Origin of the sequence: Lacticaseibacillus kribbianus (assembly GCF_020180945.1) — a bacterium.
Lineage (GTDB): Bacteria > Bacillota > Bacilli > Lactobacillales > Lactobacillaceae > Lacticaseibacillus > Lacticaseibacillus kribbianus.
In genome coordinates this window covers 27,833-43,549 of the sequence record NZ_JAIPUL010000005.1, presented here as the reverse complement: position 1 = coordinate 43,549, position 15,717 = coordinate 27,833, and the positions used below count along the sequence as shown (strand labels likewise).

14 protein-coding genes and 1 pseudogene are annotated in these 15,717 nt (G+C 63.4%); 8 read left to right on the top strand and 7 right to left on the bottom strand.

Annotated elements, in window-relative coordinates:
- The first annotated feature begins 6 nt into the window (after window positions 1-6).
- Together LE416_RS12225 and LE416_RS12220 are read left to right on the top strand one after the other, a co-directional pair.
- The gene (locus LE416_RS12225; RefSeq protein ID WP_225049263.1) at window positions 7-1,407 is read left to right on the top strand and encodes an LPXTG cell wall anchor domain-containing protein; all 1,401 of its coding nucleotides are present in this window, start codon (window positions 7-9) and stop codon (window positions 1,405-1,407) included.
- Window positions 1,408-1,654: 247 nt separating this feature from the next.
- Window positions 1,655-2,026, top strand: a complete 372-nt coding sequence (locus LE416_RS12220) for a hypothetical protein (RefSeq protein WP_225049262.1) — start codon at window positions 1,655-1,657, stop codon at window positions 2,024-2,026.
- A 151-nt stretch (window positions 2,027-2,177) separates the two neighbouring features.
- On the opposite strand, the gene LE416_RS12215 is transcribed toward LE416_RS12220, so the two are convergent.
- Complete coding sequence (locus LE416_RS12215) at window positions 2,178-3,113, bottom strand: phosphotransferase family protein (protein ID WP_225049261.1); 936 nt, start codon at window positions 3,111-3,113, stop codon at window positions 2,178-2,180.
- A 260-nt stretch (window positions 3,114-3,373) separates the two neighbouring features.
- On the opposite strand from LE416_RS12215, the gene LE416_RS12210 reads away from it, so the two are divergent.
- Entirely contained in the window at window positions 3,374-4,399 is a 1,026-nt protein-coding gene (locus LE416_RS12210; RefSeq protein ID WP_225049260.1) for a branched-chain amino acid aminotransferase, read from the top strand.
- Window positions 4,400-4,494: 95 nt separating this feature from the next.
- Here the strand turns inward: LE416_RS12210 and LE416_RS12205 are convergent, their stop codons facing one another.
- A complete protein-coding gene (locus tag LE416_RS12205; protein ID WP_225049259.1) occupies window positions 4,495-5,142 on the bottom strand; it encodes a nitroreductase family protein in 648 nt (215 codons plus the stop codon).
- 382 nt (window positions 5,143-5,524) lie between these two features.
- Here LE416_RS12205 and LE416_RS12200 point away from each other — a divergent pair, with 382 nt between their 5' ends.
- The 5 genes from LE416_RS12200 (at window position 5,525) to LE416_RS12180 (ending at window position 10,581) form a co-directional block, all read left to right on the top strand.
- Window positions 5,525-6,919, top strand: coding sequence for a LysM peptidoglycan-binding domain-containing protein (locus tag LE416_RS12200; protein ID WP_225049258.1), 1,395 nt, complete (start codon window positions 5,525-5,527; stop codon window positions 6,917-6,919).
- Window positions 6,920-7,020: 101 nt separating this feature from the next.
- Entirely contained in the window at window positions 7,021-7,845 is an 825-nt protein-coding gene (locus LE416_RS12195; protein ID WP_225049257.1) for an HAD family hydrolase, read from the top strand.
- 21 nt (window positions 7,846-7,866) lie between these two features.
- Window positions 7,867-8,679 (top strand): sugar-phosphatase, encoded by an 813-nt coding sequence (gene yidA, locus LE416_RS12190; RefSeq protein WP_225049256.1) that lies wholly within the window; start codon window positions 7,867-7,869, stop codon window positions 8,677-8,679.
- Between the two features lie 415 nt (window positions 8,680-9,094).
- Complete coding sequence (locus tag LE416_RS12185; RefSeq protein ID WP_225049255.1) at window positions 9,095-9,793, top strand: metal ABC transporter ATP-binding protein; 699 nt, start codon at window positions 9,095-9,097, stop codon at window positions 9,791-9,793.
- Window positions 9,793-10,581, top strand: coding sequence for a metal ABC transporter permease (locus tag LE416_RS12180; protein WP_225049254.1), 789 nt, complete (start codon window positions 9,793-9,795; stop codon window positions 10,579-10,581). The genes LE416_RS12185 and LE416_RS12180 overlap by 1 nt, the downstream gene beginning before the upstream one ends.
- Before the next feature lie 70 nt (window positions 10,582-10,651).
- Here LE416_RS12180 and LE416_RS12175 read toward each other — a convergent pair whose 3' ends face one another.
- The 5 genes and pseudogenes from LE416_RS12175 to pepF form a co-directional block, all read right to left on the bottom strand.
- Window positions 10,652-11,515: an IS3 family transposase gene (locus LE416_RS12175; protein ID WP_225046558.1), complete on the bottom strand. Its 864-nt coding sequence runs from the start codon at window positions 11,513-11,515 to the stop codon at window positions 10,652-10,654.
- On the bottom strand, window positions 11,512-11,691 hold the full coding sequence (locus LE416_RS12170) for a hypothetical protein (protein WP_225049371.1): 180 nt from the start codon (window positions 11,689-11,691) through the stop codon (window positions 11,512-11,514). The genes LE416_RS12175 and LE416_RS12170 overlap by 4 nt, the downstream gene beginning before the upstream one ends.
- 15 nt (window positions 11,692-11,706) lie before the next feature.
- Window positions 11,707-12,048 (bottom strand): annotated as a pseudogene (locus LE416_RS12165) (transposase); the annotation flags it as partial.
- A 318-nt stretch (window positions 12,049-12,366) separates the two neighbouring features.
- Window positions 12,367-13,245, bottom strand: a complete 879-nt coding sequence (locus tag LE416_RS12160) for an NAD(P)-dependent oxidoreductase (RefSeq protein ID WP_225049253.1) — start codon at window positions 13,243-13,245, stop codon at window positions 12,367-12,369.
- A gap of 479 nt (window positions 13,246-13,724) precedes the next feature.
- Window positions 13,725-15,521, bottom strand: a complete 1,797-nt coding sequence (gene pepF / locus LE416_RS12155; protein WP_225049252.1) for an oligoendopeptidase F — start codon at window positions 15,519-15,521, stop codon at window positions 13,725-13,727.
- Window positions 15,522-15,717 lie beyond the last annotated feature (196 nt).

The following is a 15,717-nucleotide window of genomic DNA, read 5'->3' as shown; positions in this document are numbered from 1 at the left end:
AAGGCGATGATTCCAGCGGACGCGGGCAATCTCCAGGACGGGACGTCCGGGCGGTCGTTCTACGGCCAGATTGACTACCTCTTCAACACCGGCTCGGTGGTCATCACGGACACCGGCGTTGAAATCCGCGTTGATCTTAACGAAGCGCAGGCCGTCGTGGACCGCGCACACGGCGCCAAGACGCCTTACCGAATTGACTACGTGGACAGTGAGACCGGCAAAACGCTGACCTCAACCACGCTGACCGCCCAGGCCGGGACCAGCTTCACCTACGATAAGTACGCCGGTGACATCCTCGCCGGGGTGCCAGACGGCTACAAGATTAACGCCGACCAGATCGACTACGATCCTTCGTTCATTAACTACAAGGATCCGGCGGTTCAGGAGACGACCAAAAAGCCGGCCGACACCGTCAGCACGGCCCGCATCAAGGTCACCTCGCGTGCGAGCCTCCTGAACGAGGGCCTGACCGCCACCGCCGCCGCTGATCTGGCAAAGGGTCAGGAGAAGGCTGCTGCGGCGCTGAAGGCCGAAAACGCCGCCACGCCTTACGAGATCGATTACATCGACAGCGAAACTGGTGAGGTGCTCGCCACCACGACGCTCACGGAGCCGGCCGGGACCACCTTCACGTTCGACAAGTACGCCGGCACCATTTTGGCCGGCGTGCCGGATGGCTACAAACTCAATGCCGACCGCATCGACTACGATCCGACGTTCGTCAACTACAAGGATCCGGCTGTGTTCAAGGCGACCCACAAGAAAACCACAACCGTCAGCACGGCGCACGTGTTCGTGACCTCACGCGCAGCCATCCTGAACGAAGGGCTGAAAGAGACGGCGGCCGCAGATCTGTACGACGCTCGTGCGACAAAACTGGTCGAAGGTCTGAAGGCAACCGCCGCTGCGGACCTTTACAACGCCCGCGCAACGAAGCTTGCTGAAGGCCTGAAGGCAACCGCCGCTGCGGACCTTTACGACGCCCGCGCAACGAAGCTTATCGAAGGCCTGAAGGCAACCGCCGCTAAGGACCTTTACAACGCCCGTGCAACGAAGCTTATCGAAGGCCTGAAGGCAACTGCTGCTAAGGACCTTTACGACGCCCGTGCAACGAAGCTTGCCGAGGGTCTGAAGGACACCGCCGCGAAGGACCTTGCCAACGCGCGCGCTGCCAAGGCTACCAAGACGACGCCTACCACGACCCCAGCCGTTAAGACGCCTGCTACCAAGGCTGCCGTAACGACGACCGCCGCGAAGACGACCGCCGCGACCAAGGCTGCCGCAGCAACCAAGGCACTCCCACAGACCGGCGACGACGTGAACGTCACCGCCTCCGCTCTGGGTGTTGTCGCCGTTGTCGGCGCACTGTTCGGCCTGGCCGGCACTTCCCTGAAGAAGCGCGCCTAAGCTAGGATTGATCCAAGAAAGTCTGCCTGAGAGGGCAGGCTTTTTTGCGTCCGGGAAAAACGGAGCGCCGGGCTGCAGACACGTCAATAAATCACATTCACCTTCCGACTTACAGATATGCAAGAATGATAAAAATCCCGAAAAACTAGGCGAAAATCATGTTGCTCACATCGATAAAATAACGTATATTGGAAGCTACGGACGCGCGGAATTACCGCGCACCAGTTGAGCAGGAGGAGAATGTGACATGAGTTTTGATATGAAGAAGTTGACGCCGAAGTGGATCGCAATCGGGGTGGGGGTCCTGGTTGTGATCGTGGTCGCGGTGGTGATGGCGATGCCAAAGCACCTGTCCGGTAGCTACTCGCACACCACGGATCTGCTGTTCGTCAAGGCAACGGACACGCTGAAGTTCGATGGGAGCACCGTCACCGAGTACGCAGATGGTGAAAAGACCAACACGGGCACGTACACGCTCAAGGGTGATCAACTTGAAATCAAGGTGGGCGACTACAGCATGACCGCGACGGTGAGCGACGATAAGAAGTCCTTCACCGTCCAACACGCGGACGGCCTCGCCGACCTCGCCCGCGGCATGAAGTACTCGCTGGACAAGTAACCGGGCGCAGTAAAGGCGCAACCCGCGGGTTGCGCCTTTGTTGTGCTTGAGTTCGGGGACCGCCTGCCCGAGCAGCAGCCGTTGGGGTGCGCGAATCGCCGTCACGCGGTGGCCAACCGGTGCGCCCGCTGGGCTCAACCGGGCACTCGCATTAGCCAGTCACCCGCATCAGCTCGCGCAGGCAGTCCGCGCTAGCCGCGGGGTTGGCGTACTCCACCGCGTACACGAAGCCGTCCAGCGCGCTGTACAGCGCGTGGTAAACCGTGCGGCGAAGCACCGCGTCCGGGTCACTTGCGGGCCCGCTGCCATAGCCGGCGTAGAAGTCAGCCGGAAAGGTAGTGATGGCGAAGTCGAACTCCGGGTCGCCGAACAGCCCGCGATCGCAGTCGATGACGGCGACCAGACGGCGGTGATCGGGGCTGACCAGCACGTTGCCCTCCCACAGGTCGGCGTGAACCAGGCACGGCGCGGTGATGGCATCAAGCGCCGGCCGCGCCGCCGCCACGAAGGCCTGCACCCGCGCGGCCTGGGCCTTGCCCAGCAGCCCGTGCTGCACCAACAGCTCCAGCGTGGTCGCAAACTCCGCCTCGACCCAGCCCGCCCACGTGGCGAAGCGCCGCGTGGGCTCCGCCAGGCGACCGAAGCCGGTGCCCGGGATAGCGTGGAAGGCGGCCATCGCGGTGCCGAGCTGGCGGTACAGGGCCAGCCGCTCCGCCGGGGTGACGGCCGGGTCGTTGAGCGTCACCCCGGGCAGGCAGCGCGTGATCATGTAGGCGCGGCCCAGCACGGGGTCTCGAGGGGACCAGGCGACAACCCGGGATCCCGGCACGCCGTGGGCGGCCAAAAGGGTTGCGGCTGTGGCGTCGGCGGCCATCAGCCCGTGCTCGAAGGGCAGCAGGTACTCCGGGTGCACCGGCCCGACGCGCAGGATGTAGGCCGTCTTGTCGGCTAAGGTGAGGCGGTAGGTGGTGTTGAACAGGCCGCCGTGGGCGATGGCGACGCGGTAGTCCGCGGCACCTGGAAAGTGGCGGTGGATCAGCGCGGTCAGCTGCGGCGCGGTGAGTTCCTGGTAGATCAGCGATGGCATGGGTTGGCCTCCCGGCGGTTTTGCCTTCAGTATAGCCGACGGGGCGGTTCGTTTCACGTGAAACAACGGTGAAAACGCACGGTGGGCCGCCTGCGCGGGACGATTGCGGGCCACCGGGTCCACCGAGCGGCGGGTCAGTCAGCGACCCGGCCCCGACATTTTGTCCCCGGGGTGTCAGCTTTCCTGACCGCGACACTTGAGCGCAGACGGATTCTCGGGTATGCTTCAGTAAGCAAGAGACTAAACTTGGAGGTTATACCGTGACCATCAATCTTGATTGGGAGAACCTGGGCTTCAACTACATGGAACTGCCGTACCGCTACGAGGCGCACTACAAAGACGGCGCTTGGGACGAGGGCGGCCTGGTGCAAGGCAACCAGCTGTCGTTGAACATCGGCAGTCCGGCGCTGCACTACGGCCAAAGCGCGTTCGAAGGGCTGAAGGCCTACCGGACGAAAAGCGGCGCCATCCAGCTGTTCCGCCCGGACCAAAACGCGGCGCGCCTGGCCGATTCGGCGGCCAAGCTGTTGATGCCGGCGGTCGCCGTTGACCAGTTTCTCGACGCGGTGCGCCAGGTCGTGGCCGCCAACGCCGAGTACGTGCCGCCGTACGGCACCGGCGCGACCCTCTACCTGCGGCCGCTTTTGCTCGGCGTCGGGCCGAACATCGGCGTGGCGCCGGCCAAGGAGTATCTGTTCACCGTGTTCGCGATGCCGGTCGGCGCCTACTACAAGGGCGGCATGGTGCCGACCAAGTTCATGGTGGCGGAGACCTTCGACCGCGCCGCGCATTTTGGCACGGGGCAGAGCAAGGTCGGCGGTAATTACGCGGCGAGCTTGCAGGCCGGCAAGTACGCGCATGAGCATGGCTACGGCGACGCCATCTACCTCGACCCAATCGAGCACCGCTACATCGAGGAGGTCGGCTCGGCCAACTTCTTCGGCATCACCAAGGACGGCAGCAAGTTCGTGACGCCGAAGTCCCCGTCGATCCTACCGAGCATCACGCGGCGCTCGCTGATGACGCTGGCCCAGACCGCGTGCGGCCTGGAGGCGGAGGAAACCCGCATTCCGATCGACGGCCTGGGCGACCTCAGCGAGGCCGGCGCGTGCGGCACCGCGGCGGTGATCACGCCGATTCAGAGCATCACGTACCAGGGCAACGTCCACCAGTTCGGCGACGGCGGCATCGGCCCCGTGACCCAGAAGCTCTACGACACGCTGGTCGGCATCCAAAACGGCGATGTCGAGGGCCCAGCCGGGTGGATCATGACGGTTCAGGCCTAGCCAGGCGCGCGGCCGTCGACACAAAAAGCAGGTGCTTCCCTTCACAAATTGTGGGAGTGAGGCACCTGCTTTTTGGTTGCCGCCTGGTTCGCCGATCAGTCGGCGAAGTGCAGCACCTGGTCGACCGGGTAGCGGGCGGACTTCATCTCGTCCTTGCCGCCCGCAGCCGGCTTGCCGATGGCGATCGCCATGACCGGCACAAAGCGCGCCGGGTCGAGGCCGAAGAGCTTGGCCGCCTTGGTCGTGTCGTAGCCGCCGATCGGGTTGGTGTCGTAGCCGTGGGCGCGGGCGACCAGCATCAGCTGCGTGGCCGCGATGGTTGCGTCGACGGTCGAATCAGAGACCAGCATCGACTGCGGGGCCTTTTCGTACAGCGGCAGGAAGGTCCTGAGCACCTCGTCGCGCTTTTCCGGCGTGATGCGGCCGTCTTCGGCCGCCTGGTTCCACAGGTCGCGGTAGGACTTGAAGGCCTGGGTGTCGCCGAAGATCTGAACGATAGCGCTGGCGGATTCCAGCTGCGGCAGGTTGAACTTCATGAAGTATTGGCGCAGCAGGTCCTTGCCGGCCGCAGTATCGACGACCTCGAAGTGCCAGGCCTGCAGGTTGCAGGCGGACGGCGCGGTGATCGTCTCCTGAATCATGGCGGTCAGCTCTTCACGGGGAATCGTGACGCTGGTGTCGAAGTCGCGCACCGATGCGCGGTGCAGCAGCACGTCTGCGAAATCATTGTTAACAAAAGCCATCCAAAAGACTCCTTTCAAAGTGAGAACGCGGGGACGCTGGACGCAGCGACGTTGCACGTCTGACCCGTTGCAACTATATTCGCCCTCAGTATAGCGCTTTCGCTATTCTTTCGTAAGCACAACCGGTCACGTGTCGCACGTTAGCCAAAAACGTTTTCAACCACTCCCAGGGACCGGCGGCCGCGCGCCCAGCGTCGCTGCACCTGGACCGCCAAGTCGGCGCCCGGCGACGCACAGCGACCGGTGCCCGCGCAAGTAAAAAAACGGTTGAGCGAGAAATGTAAAGACGGACACGGACTCGTAATAAAAGTGTCACGGCACCACGGGGTTCGGCATGCTACGATTGAATTATTAAGAAAAGGTAACGATAGGAGGACGACGAATGAAGAAGGATCAGGTTCGGATGGGGCAGGCGCTTGGGGTGGCCGCGGTGGCACTCGCGGGGCTTGCGACGCAGGGACACGTGCGGCCGGTACAGGCGGCGACCGGGGCGGTTAAGGCGACGACGACGGTGAAGTCCGCCGGCACCCAGGCGCGCACCACGGTTTTGGCCAGCTCCGTGACGCGGGTGAGCCCGCTCACAAGCGGCATTCAGGCGCTGCAGGCGGCGAACACCCGCCGCTACCCGCGGGCGGTCGCCAGTTTTCTGAACCAGATCATCGCCGGGGCCATCACCGGGTGGACGCAGCACCGCATTCTGCCGTCTCTGACCGCCGCGCAGGCGATCCTCGAAAGCGGCTGGGGCAGCTCCAGCATGGCCGCGAAGTACCACAACCTTTTTGGCATGAAGGGCAGCTACAACGGCGCGACCGTGCGGGTGCCGACGCGCGAGTACTACGGCGGTGCGTACCACACCATCTACGATAACTTCCGCGTGTACCCGAGCGACGCCGCGAGCATGGCCGACCACGCCACGACGCTCGCGACCTCTTCCCGGTACGCGAACCTGATCGGCGTCACCAACGCGACCACCGCCACCAACCGCATCAAGGCCGACGGCTACGCGACCGCGCCGGATTACCCGGCCAAGCTGCGCCAGCTGATCAGCGCCTACCAGCTGACGGCCTGGGACCAGCTGGCGTTCAAAAACGCCGGCGCAACCAGCACGGGCAAGGGCACCGGCCCGGCGACCACAACCACGACGCAGACCTACACGGTGCGCGCCGGCGACATGCTGTACGGCATCGCCGCCCGCTACAAGACCACCATTGCCGCGCTGGTCAGCCTGAACGGCATCAAGAACGCCAACGTCCTGATGGTCGGCCAAAAGCTGGTTGTGAAGCGCACCACGACACAAGCAACTAAGCCGGCGGCCAAACCTGCGACGACGCCGACCACGACGCCCGCGGCAAAACCCGAGGCCAAGCCGGCCACGAAGCCGACCACCACGAAGGCGGTCACGTACACGGTGCGGGCCGGCGACACGCTTTACGCGATTGCCCGGACGCACGGCACGACGGTCGCGAAGCTGGTCAGTCTGAACAAGCTGGCCAACGCCAACCGCATCGGGGTCGGCCAGCGGCTGGTGATCCGCGCCGCGACCACCGCAACGAAGACCACGACGGCCGCAACGAAGAAGACCACCGCGGTGAAGGTCACCACGACCGCGAAGAAGGCCACACCGGCCAAGGCGACCAAGACCTACACGGTGCGGGCCGGCGACACGCTTTGGGCCATCGCCCAGGCGCACAAGACGACGGTGGCGAAGCTTTCCGCGCTGAACCACCTGAGCAACGCCAACTTCCTGCGCATCGGCCAGCGGCTGGTGCTGGCGTGAGCCGGGGAAGAATGGTAAGGTAAAACCGAGTACCACGCTGACGGCTGGTTAATCCCGGCCGTTTTTTGCGCGGACACTATTAGTGAAGGAAGACGACTCCCATGGACCTGATCGGCATCGACTTGGACGGCACGCTGCTGGACAAAAATCAGCACATCTCAAGCGGCAACGCGGCCGCGCTGCGGCAGGCGCAGGAAACGGCGATGCCGTTCATCTGCTCGGGGCGCGACCCCGAAGACATCCACCGGCTGCTGGCCGCGGCCCACGTGGCGCTGCCCATCGTCGGGCTCAACGGCGCGGTCGGCGTGACGGGCGGCCGCCAGCTGTTTGCGACCACCTTCGCGCCGGCGACGGCCGCCGCGGTGATTGCGGTGCTGGCCAAAATTCCCTACAAGGTGTACTCGCCGACCGCGCGGTTCGAGACCCGCGATTACGAGGCCAGCCTCCGCGCGCTTTTTGCCGCCGGGGACGCCGATCTGGCGGGGCAGCTGCCGTACCAGCTGGCCTACGACCAAAGCGTGCCGGCGCGGCCGCTGACGCCGGACGCGACCGCCGCGTTGACCAAGTTCAACGTGACGATTCCCAACCGCCGGCTCAAGGCTTCGGTCGTCGCGGCGCTGGGCAAGCTGCCGGGCGTCGTGACGACGGGGTCCGGCCCCGCCAACCTCGAGGTGATTCCCCAGGGGGTCGGCAAGGGGCTTGCGTTCGGCAAGCTGCGCGCCGCCCTTGCGCTCGGCCCCGGCCGCGACGTGGCAATCGGCGATTCAGAAAACGACCGCTCGATGTTCGCCGCCGCGGATGTCACCTTCGCCATGGGCAACGCCGTGCCGGCGATCCGGGCGGTGGCGACGGCGGTGGTGGCCCCGCACGACCAGGACGGCGTGGCCGAGGCACTGCGCCTGCTGGCAACCGGAACAGGCCGTTAACGATAGGAGGAAAACGCTGACATGACGATTCGACTAGTAGCTATCGACCTGGACGGGACGCTGCTCAACGCGGCGCACGGCCTCGATCAGGTGACCATCGACGCGGTGCGCGCCGCCGTCGCCCAGGGCGTGCGGGTGGTGCTGTGTTCCGGGCGCGCGCTGTCCGGCATCGCACCGTTCTTTCCGGCGCTCGGGCTGGGGCAGCTCGGGGATACCGTCATCGCCTACAACGGGGCGCTGGTGCAAGACGCCGCCACCGGGGAAGTGATCGACCAGCACACGCTGAGCCTTGACGACTACCGGCGGCTGGCCGCGCTGGCCGGGGAGCTTGGCGTGCACATCCAGGCGCTTGACGCGACGCGGCTGTACACGCCCAACGCCGACATCTCGCGCTTCACGGTGCGGGAGTCGTACCTGCTGCACGTGCCGCTGTTCTACCGCCCCCTTGCGGACTTCGCTGAGACCCAGCGCTTCAGCAAGGTGATGATAATCGACGAGCCCGCACTCCTGGCCAAGGCCAAGCAAGCGCTACCAAAAGCTTATTTTGACGACTATTACATCGTCAACTCCGAGCCGTTTTTCCTGGAGGTGTTGCACCCGGCCGTCAGCAAGGGCAACGCGGTGACGACCCTGGCTCGGCACCTGGGCATTCCGATGGCGGAGGTGATGGCCATCGGGGACCAGGCCAACGACGTGTCGATGATTGAGGCGGCGGGCCTCGGCGTGGCGATGGGCAACGGCATCGAAGCGGCCAAGGCCGCGGCCGACGCGATCACCGCGACCAACGTCGAGGGCGGCGTGGCGCAGGCTTTGAAGAAGTTCGTGCTGAAGTAGAGGGCGGAGCCGGGCGCGCTTAGGCCACCGGCCAGCGTAAGGCCAGTGCTTGAGGCGTTCTTTGCCTCGAGGGCTGGCCTTAGCTGGACGAGTGGCCGTTGCCCAGCGCAGCCCGTTTAAGTAGAGGGCGGAGCCGGGCGCGCTTAGGCCACCGGCCAGCGTAAGGCCAGTGCTTGAGGCGTTCTTTGCCTCGAGGGCTGGCCTTAGCTGGACGAGTGGCCGTTGCCCAGCGTAGCCCGTTTAAGTAGAGGGCGGAGCCGGGCGCACTTAGGCCGCTGGTCAGCAATCTAATAGGGGGCGACCACGGCGGCCGCCCCTTTTGCGCTGCTTTCAGAAAAACAATTTGGCAACCCGGGCCATCTCGTGTAAACTGTTATTCGTAACTGTTACTGTTAAGCACACCTGGGGGCAACCAATGACGCCATTAATCACCGTGTCGCACATGAGCTTCGGCTTCCGCGACCGCACGCTATACGACGACCTGAGCTTCGAGCTGGCCCGCGGGTCGATGACCAGCCTGATCGGGGCCAACGGGGTGGGCAAAACCACGCTGATCCGCCTGCTGATGGGGCAGCTGGCGCCGACCGCGGGCACCATCGCCCGCGCGAGCGACCTGAGCCTCGGCTACGTGCCGCAGTTTCGCAACATCGACCCCGAGTACCCGCTGACGATTCGCCAGTTCGTGCAGCTCAACCAGCGCAAGCGCCGGCTGCCCTGGCACACGAAGGCGGAAAAGGCGGCGCTGGACGCGGTGATCGCGCAGTGCGACCTGAGCGAACGGCAGCACCAGCGGCTGGGCGCGGCCAGCGGCGGTGAGAAGCAAAAGGCGTACCTCGCGCAGGCGCTTTTGACCCAGCCGAACTTCCTGATCCTGGACGAGGCGACGGCGAGCCTGGACGTCAACACCAAGACGGAGCTGATGAGCCTGGTGCGGCGGCTGAACCGCGAGCTCGGGCTGACGGTGCTCTTTGTGACACATGACCTCGAGCTTGCGCGCGAGTTCACAGGGCAGTACCTGCTTTTGACGGCGACGGGCCACGAACTGGCGCCGACCGCCACGATGGACCTGGCCAAGATGCCGCGCGAGCTGACGCCGGTTGCGGAGGTGCAGTGATGTTCCAGTACGATTTCATGCAAAACGCCATCATGGCCAGCACCTTCATCGCGCTGACCACCGGCATCGTCGGCGTCTTCGTCACGGCGCGCGGGATGAGTTTTCTCGCCCACACGCTGTCCGAGATCGGCTTCGCCGGCGCCGCGTTCGCGGTGTTCGTCGGCATCCGGCCGCTCGACGGCATGCTGTTGACCACCATGACCAGCGCCGTGGCGGTCGGCAAGCTGTCGGTGAAGGCCAGCCGGCGCGAGGCCTCGATCAGCGCCGTGTCCAGCCTGTTCACGGGGCTCGGCATCCTGTTTCTGGCGCTGTCGGCCAAAAGCTCGAGCTACGCGACCACCATTTTGTTCGGCAGCATCATCGGCATCTCGCGTGCCGACGTGTGGCAGCTGGTCGGCCTGGCCGCGGTGGTGCTTTTGACGATGGCCTGGGCCTACCGCAGCCTGGCCTTCGACTCCTTTGACCCGGTCGGCGCCCAGGCGCAGGGCGTGCGGCGCAACCTGATCGGCATCTACTTCCTCCTAATCCTCGCGGTATCCGTGTCGATCGGCGCGCAGATCGTCGGTTCGCTCTTGGTGTTCATCCTCCTGACGCTGCCGCCGGCCGTGGCCAAGTACCTCGGCCGCACGCTGCCGCAGATGCTGGTCATCTCGGTCGCGGCGGCCCTGATCGGCGTGTGGGCGGGGCTGGCGCTGGGTTACTACACCAACTGGCCGGTGACCTTCTTCATCGCCGCCATCGAGTGCGCGTTCTACTTCGCGGCGCTGCTGGCGCGGCGGCGCGGGTAATCGAATAGACAAGCAAGACGTGGTCGCGAGGTGAAGTGCAATAGAAAAGTTAGACAAGTTCAATTTTGAATCAAGCAATCATGGCCTGTTCCCGGTACGCGACTGGGGTCAGGCCATTTTTGGTTCTCGAGATTCTGGCATTGTTGAACCAATCAACGTAGCCGTTCACCAGCTGGCGCAGGCTGGCAAGGTCATCAATCCGATAACGATTCAGGCACTCGCGCTTCATCAGGTTGAAGAAGCTTTCAATTGGCGCATTATCATGGCAGTTGCCCTTGCGTGACATGCTCTGAACAATGTTCATGTCCTTCAGGCGCTGCTGATAGTCTGGCATCTGATACTGCCAGCCTTGATCAGAGTGAAGAATCGGTCGTACTCCTGCTTTGAGATGATGTTTGAGTTCGTCAAGCGTCGCTTGGATAAGCGCCTTATTTGGTGAGGCACTGACAATGGTGGCGAGGACTTCGCGACTAGCCTCATCGGTAATCGACGAGATGTAACCCCATTCGCCGTTATAGAGCCGAACCTGGGTGACATCGGTGTGAAGGACGGTGAGCGGCTGTTTCGCGCCAAAATGTTGCTTCAAGATATTGGGGACGATATTACCAACCGTGCCTTTGTATGAGTGGTACTTGGCCGTGTGTTTGGAGTAAATCGTCACTTTCAAGCCCATGTCGCTCATCAGACGTCGAATCGTCTCCTCGGCATAATGAAACCCGTGCTTCAACGCTTCATCATGAATCCGCCGGTAACCGTACGTCTCCCTAGAATCGTAGTAGACCCGCTTGATGAACTTCTTAATCTCAGCGTACTTGTCGGCCTTCTTATCCCGCTTAAGGCGATCATAGTACGTTGCTCGAGGCAACTTGAGTTGCCTAAGCAGCTCTTGAAAACCATAGCGCGACCTCAACGAGGTAACGATGCCCGCCTTCACTTTTGCTGAGAGTGCTTCGGTGAGTTCTTCGTCAGGGTCGCGAGTGCTTTTAAAAAATCACGATCCAGCTCTGCCTCGTGAAGCTTGCTTTTGAGTTCCAGAATCTCCTGTTGGTACTTCTCTTCCTGCGTCGGCTCAAGTTTCTTGATTGGTTTAATTTTCTTGTGCTTACCCATGGCTGGTCTCCCTTTTTGAGTAGTGCGCAATCCAGCCACCCCTTGATCTCTCACGATGCGATACCAAGAATTGACCTGGCTGGGTGAGATGCCGAAATGAGCCGCAGTTTGCGCACGACTTATTTGATGTGTATGCACATACTCTACCACTGCAATCTTGAATGTTTGGGAGTATTCAACGTTTGTATGCTTAACTTTTAGAGAATCGAGGCCATGAGCCTTAGCCTGATTAACCCAAGTTTGGACGATTCTGGCATGGGGTATTCCAAACTCTGTGCACAGATTTTTATAGCTTATGCCACCCTTAAGATACCTGGAGACAACCCTGATTTTAAATTCACTACTGTATTTAGTCATAAGAAAAGCCCCACAATCGTTAGACTTCTTGTCTAACAATTGTAGGGCACTTCAGAGGGCGGCCACGCCTTTTTCATGAAAAAATTAATCTGATGAATCAAGTTATGACCGGGGCCGCGCCACCGTTCCCGGGGAACCAAAAAAAGGACAAAGAAAAACCCGCACACACTTTAGGAGCGTCACGGGGTTCTCCTTGTCGCCTGATTAGCCACCGTTCTGAAACGGTCGCACGAGAATCTTGGATTCCGCGGTGTTGACACACCGCGTTTTTCTATGTCCCAATTCTGACATGGCCGGTGGTTGTGGCCAACCGGCGCCCTACGCCTCCCAGCTCGGGTAGCTTCGGATCAGCGCCTGGGTGCCGAGGTCGCCAAGACCGGCGTCGACCATCGCCTGGTACAGGCGGCGCGCCGTCGCGGTTGCCGGCAGGTCCAGGCCCATCGCGGCGGCCTCGTCCAGCGCGATGCCCAGGTCCTTGACGAAGTGCTTGATGTAAAACCCGGGCTTGGTGTCGCCGGCCAGGATGCGCGGCCCGTAGTTGCTCAGGCTCCAGTTGGCGCCCGAGCCCCCGGCCACGGTTTCAAGCAGCGCCGATTCGTCCAGCCCGGCCGCCTTGGCGTACACCAGCATCTCTGTCAGGCCGGTCATCGTGCCGGCGATCATGATCTGGTTGGCCATCTTGGCGTGTTGCCCGGCGCCCGGGCCGCCGAAGCGGTGGATGCTGGCGCCGACCGCCTCAAAAACGGGCTGCAGCCGCGCCGCGGTCGCCGCGTCCCCGCCGATCATGATGGTCAGCGTGCCGTTTTTGGCGCCGACGTCGCCGCCGGACACCGGGGCGTCCAGCGCCGTCACGCCGTGCGGCGCGGCGGCGGCCGCGATGGCGGCGGCCAGGCGCGGGGTGCTGGTGGTCATGTCGACCACGACGCTGTTCGCCGGCGCGCCGGCCAGGATGCCGTTTTCCCCGAAGTAGATCTGCTCGACGTCCTGGGGAAAACCGACCATCGATAGCGTGATCGCGCTTTGGGCGGCAACCAGCTTCGGGCTATCGGCCCAGGTGGCGCCGGCGTCCAGCACGTGCTGCGCGTGGGCTTTGGTGCGGTTGAACACGACGACCGGGTAGCCGGCCTTCAGCAGGTTCTTGACGATGCCGGTGCCCATGACACCGGTGCCGATGAAGCCGAGTTGGGGCTTGGTCATGACGGACAGCTCCTTTCAGATGGAAGAAGGACGGGGCGTAAGGGACTGGATGCTGCACACAATGGCGCAGGCTTCGCATCCCTCCTGTATTGGTGAGATTCAGCGAGCCGTATTGGGTTGGCGTGAAGTAACTGATGGCTTGCGATGTAGGGCGGAGGCACGGACGCTGTGGCGCTGGAGGCGTAGGATTGGGGCGAGCCAGCGTGACATTGCGTTAGTCGGCGTATTTTGCCAGCTTACAGCAAGGGCGGTTCCTGAGACCGTACTTTGGGCTCAAGAGAGCCCCACGCGTTCCGCCGCGCCGACCCGGAGCCGGAAGTGCCACAGCGTCCGCGTCGGAGCCCGGGTAAACCGGCCGCAACGCGCTAAACGCGTTCCCCCGAGCAACGCGGGAGCGGCTGGCTACGCACCGGCACTCGAAGCAAAGGACGCTTCAAGCGCCGGCGCTAGGCCACCCGTCCCGCTAAGTGCGCTCGGGCTCACGCTCTGATCAGCTTTTCGAACTCATCCAGCCGGTCCTCGAACACCTTGAAGGCGTCCTCGAGGTAGGCGGACTGGGCCATGTCGACGCCGGCGGCCTTCATCGTGTCGATCGCGTACTGCGACGAGCCGGACTTCAGGAAGCCGAGGTACTTGTCGACGGCGCCCGGCTCGCCCGCGCTGATGCGCGCGGCCAGGGTGGAGGCGGCGGCGAAGCCCGTTGAGTACTGGTAGACGTAGTAGTTCATGTAGAAGTGCGGGATACGCGCCCACTCCAGCGCGATCTCCGGGTCGCGCGCGACGGCCGGGCCGTAGTAGCGCGCGTTGAGGTCGCCGTAGAAGTCGGACATCGCGGCGGCGGTCAGCGGCGTGCCGGTCGCGTCCTGAACGTGGATCCAGTGCTCGAACTCGGCGAACTGGGTCTGACGGAAAACGGTGCCCTTGAAGCCGTCGAGGTAGAAGTTCAGGATGTACGCGCGCACCTTCGGATCCGTCTGCGTCTTGAGCAGGTAGTCGGTCAAAAGGTTCTCGTTGCTGGTCGAGGCGATCTCGGCGACGAAAATCGGGTAGTCGCCGTACACGTACGGCTGGTTGTGGCGGGTGTACCAGGAGTGCACGCTGTGGCCGGTTTCGTGGACCAGGGTGTACAGCGCGTCCAGGCTGTCCTGCCAGTTCAACAGCTCGTAAGGCGCGGTGTCGTAGGACCCGCCGGAGTAGGCGCCGGAGCGCTTGCCGAGGTTTTCGCACACGTCGATGTAGCGGTTGTCAAAAATCTCCGCTACGTGGCTCAGGTAGTCCGCACCGAGCGGCGCCAGCGCCTTTTTGGCCATGTCCTTGGCCTGCTCGTAGGTGTAAGACAGCGGTGCGTCGCCGGTCAGCGGCGTGTACATGTCGTACATGTGCAGGTCGTCGAGGCCCAGCAGCTCCTTGCGCAGCGCGACGTAGCGGTGCAACAGCGGCAGGTGGGTGTTGACCTGCTCAATCAGGGTGTCGAACACGGCTTCGGGGATGTGGTTGCCCGCCATCGCCGCGGCGCGGGCGTCCGGGTAGTGGTGCGCGGTCGCCAGGAAGTTGTGGCGCTTGGTCTCGCCGGCCAGAGTCGTCGCGAATGTGTTTTTGAACTCGCCGTACGCCTTGAAAAGGGTCTTGAACGCGGCCTCGCGCACGGGGCGCTTGGTGGAGCGGATCAGCTGACCGTACAGCCCGTTGGACAGCTGGCGGGTCTTGCCGTCGTCGTCTTGCACCGAGTCAAAGGACAGGTCCGAGTTGTTCAGCACGTTGAACGCGGCGCGGCTGGCGCCCAGCGCGTCGCCGGCCGCGGCCAACAGCGCCTCCTGGGCACTCGGCAGCACGTGCGCGCGCCCGGCGGTGATGCCGTCGATGTAGTGGCGGTAAGGCGCAAGCGCCGGGGTGGCCAGCCAGGCGGTCAGCGTGTGCTCCGGAATCGCGAGGATCTCGGGCTCCATGAAGGCAATCTGCGCCTCAATCTTGGCGACCATCGCCTCGGCGCGGGCGTTGAAGCCCTGGTAGTGGGCGTTGGCGGTGTCCTGATCGGAGGACATCGAGGCGTAGACGTACACCTTCTCAAGCGCGCGCACCACGTCCAGGATCTGCGCGATGCCGGCGGCCAGCGCCTCTGCGCTGTCGCCCAGCGTCCCCTCGAGCTTGGCGGCTTCTGCGCCCTGCGCGGTCACCGCGGCTGCGGCCTGCTCCCACTCGGCGTCGGTGGCGAAAATGGTGGTCAGGTCCCAGGTCAGTTCGGTCGGGACGGCTTCGCGCTTCGGTAGTTGTTCCATTCGACTCATCTCCAGTTTCTCATAGTGGCTTAATTTTACCACAACGGGGCGGCGGCCGCCCGATAACGAAACGAATGGCGGCCTGGCGGCTATTAATGGGCTTATCGCGTGGGCGGCGGGGCGAATATTACCGGACTGATGCCGGCGAGCGGCTATCAGAATTCTAATGGTCGTGGGCGCCGGGGTGTGCTACCCT

Bases quoted from the DNA above. Each gene is read 5' to 3' on its own strand.
- LE416_RS12225 (WP_225049263.1), top strand. From the start codon at position 7: ATGATTCCAGCGGACGCGGGCAATCTCCAGGACGGGACGTCCGGGCGG.
- LE416_RS12220 (WP_225049262.1), top strand. From the start codon at position 1,655: ATGAGTTTTGATATGAAGAAGTTGACGCCGAAGTGGATCGCAATCGGG.
- LE416_RS12215 (WP_225049261.1), bottom strand. From the start codon at position 3,113: ATGCCATCGCTGATCTACCAGGAACTCACCGCGCCGCAGCTGACCGCG.
- LE416_RS12205 (WP_225049259.1), bottom strand. From the start codon at position 5,142: ATGGCTTTTGTTAACAATGATTTCGCAGACGTGCTGCTGCACCGCGCA.
- LE416_RS12200 (WP_225049258.1), top strand. From the start codon at position 5,525: ATGAAGAAGGATCAGGTTCGGATGGGGCAGGCGCTTGGGGTGGCCGCG.
- LE416_RS12195 (WP_225049257.1), top strand. From the start codon at position 7,021: ATGGACCTGATCGGCATCGACTTGGACGGCACGCTGCTGGACAAAAAT.
- yidA (WP_225049256.1), top strand. From the start codon at position 7,867: ATGACGATTCGACTAGTAGCTATCGACCTGGACGGGACGCTGCTCAAC.
- LE416_RS12185 (WP_225049255.1), top strand. From the start codon at position 9,095: ATGACGCCATTAATCACCGTGTCGCACATGAGCTTCGGCTTCCGCGAC.
- LE416_RS12180 (WP_225049254.1), top strand. From the start codon at position 9,793: ATGTTCCAGTACGATTTCATGCAAAACGCCATCATGGCCAGCACCTTC.
- LE416_RS12170 (WP_225049371.1), bottom strand. From the start codon at position 11,691: ATGGGTAAGCACAAGAAAATTAAACCAATCAAGAAACTTGAGCCGACG.
- LE416_RS12160 (WP_225049253.1), bottom strand. From the start codon at position 13,245: ATGACCAAGCCCCAACTCGGCTTCATCGGCACCGGTGTCATGGGCACC.
- pepF (WP_225049252.1), bottom strand. From the start codon at position 15,521: ATGGAACAACTACCGAAGCGCGAAGCCGTCCCGACCGAACTGACCTGG.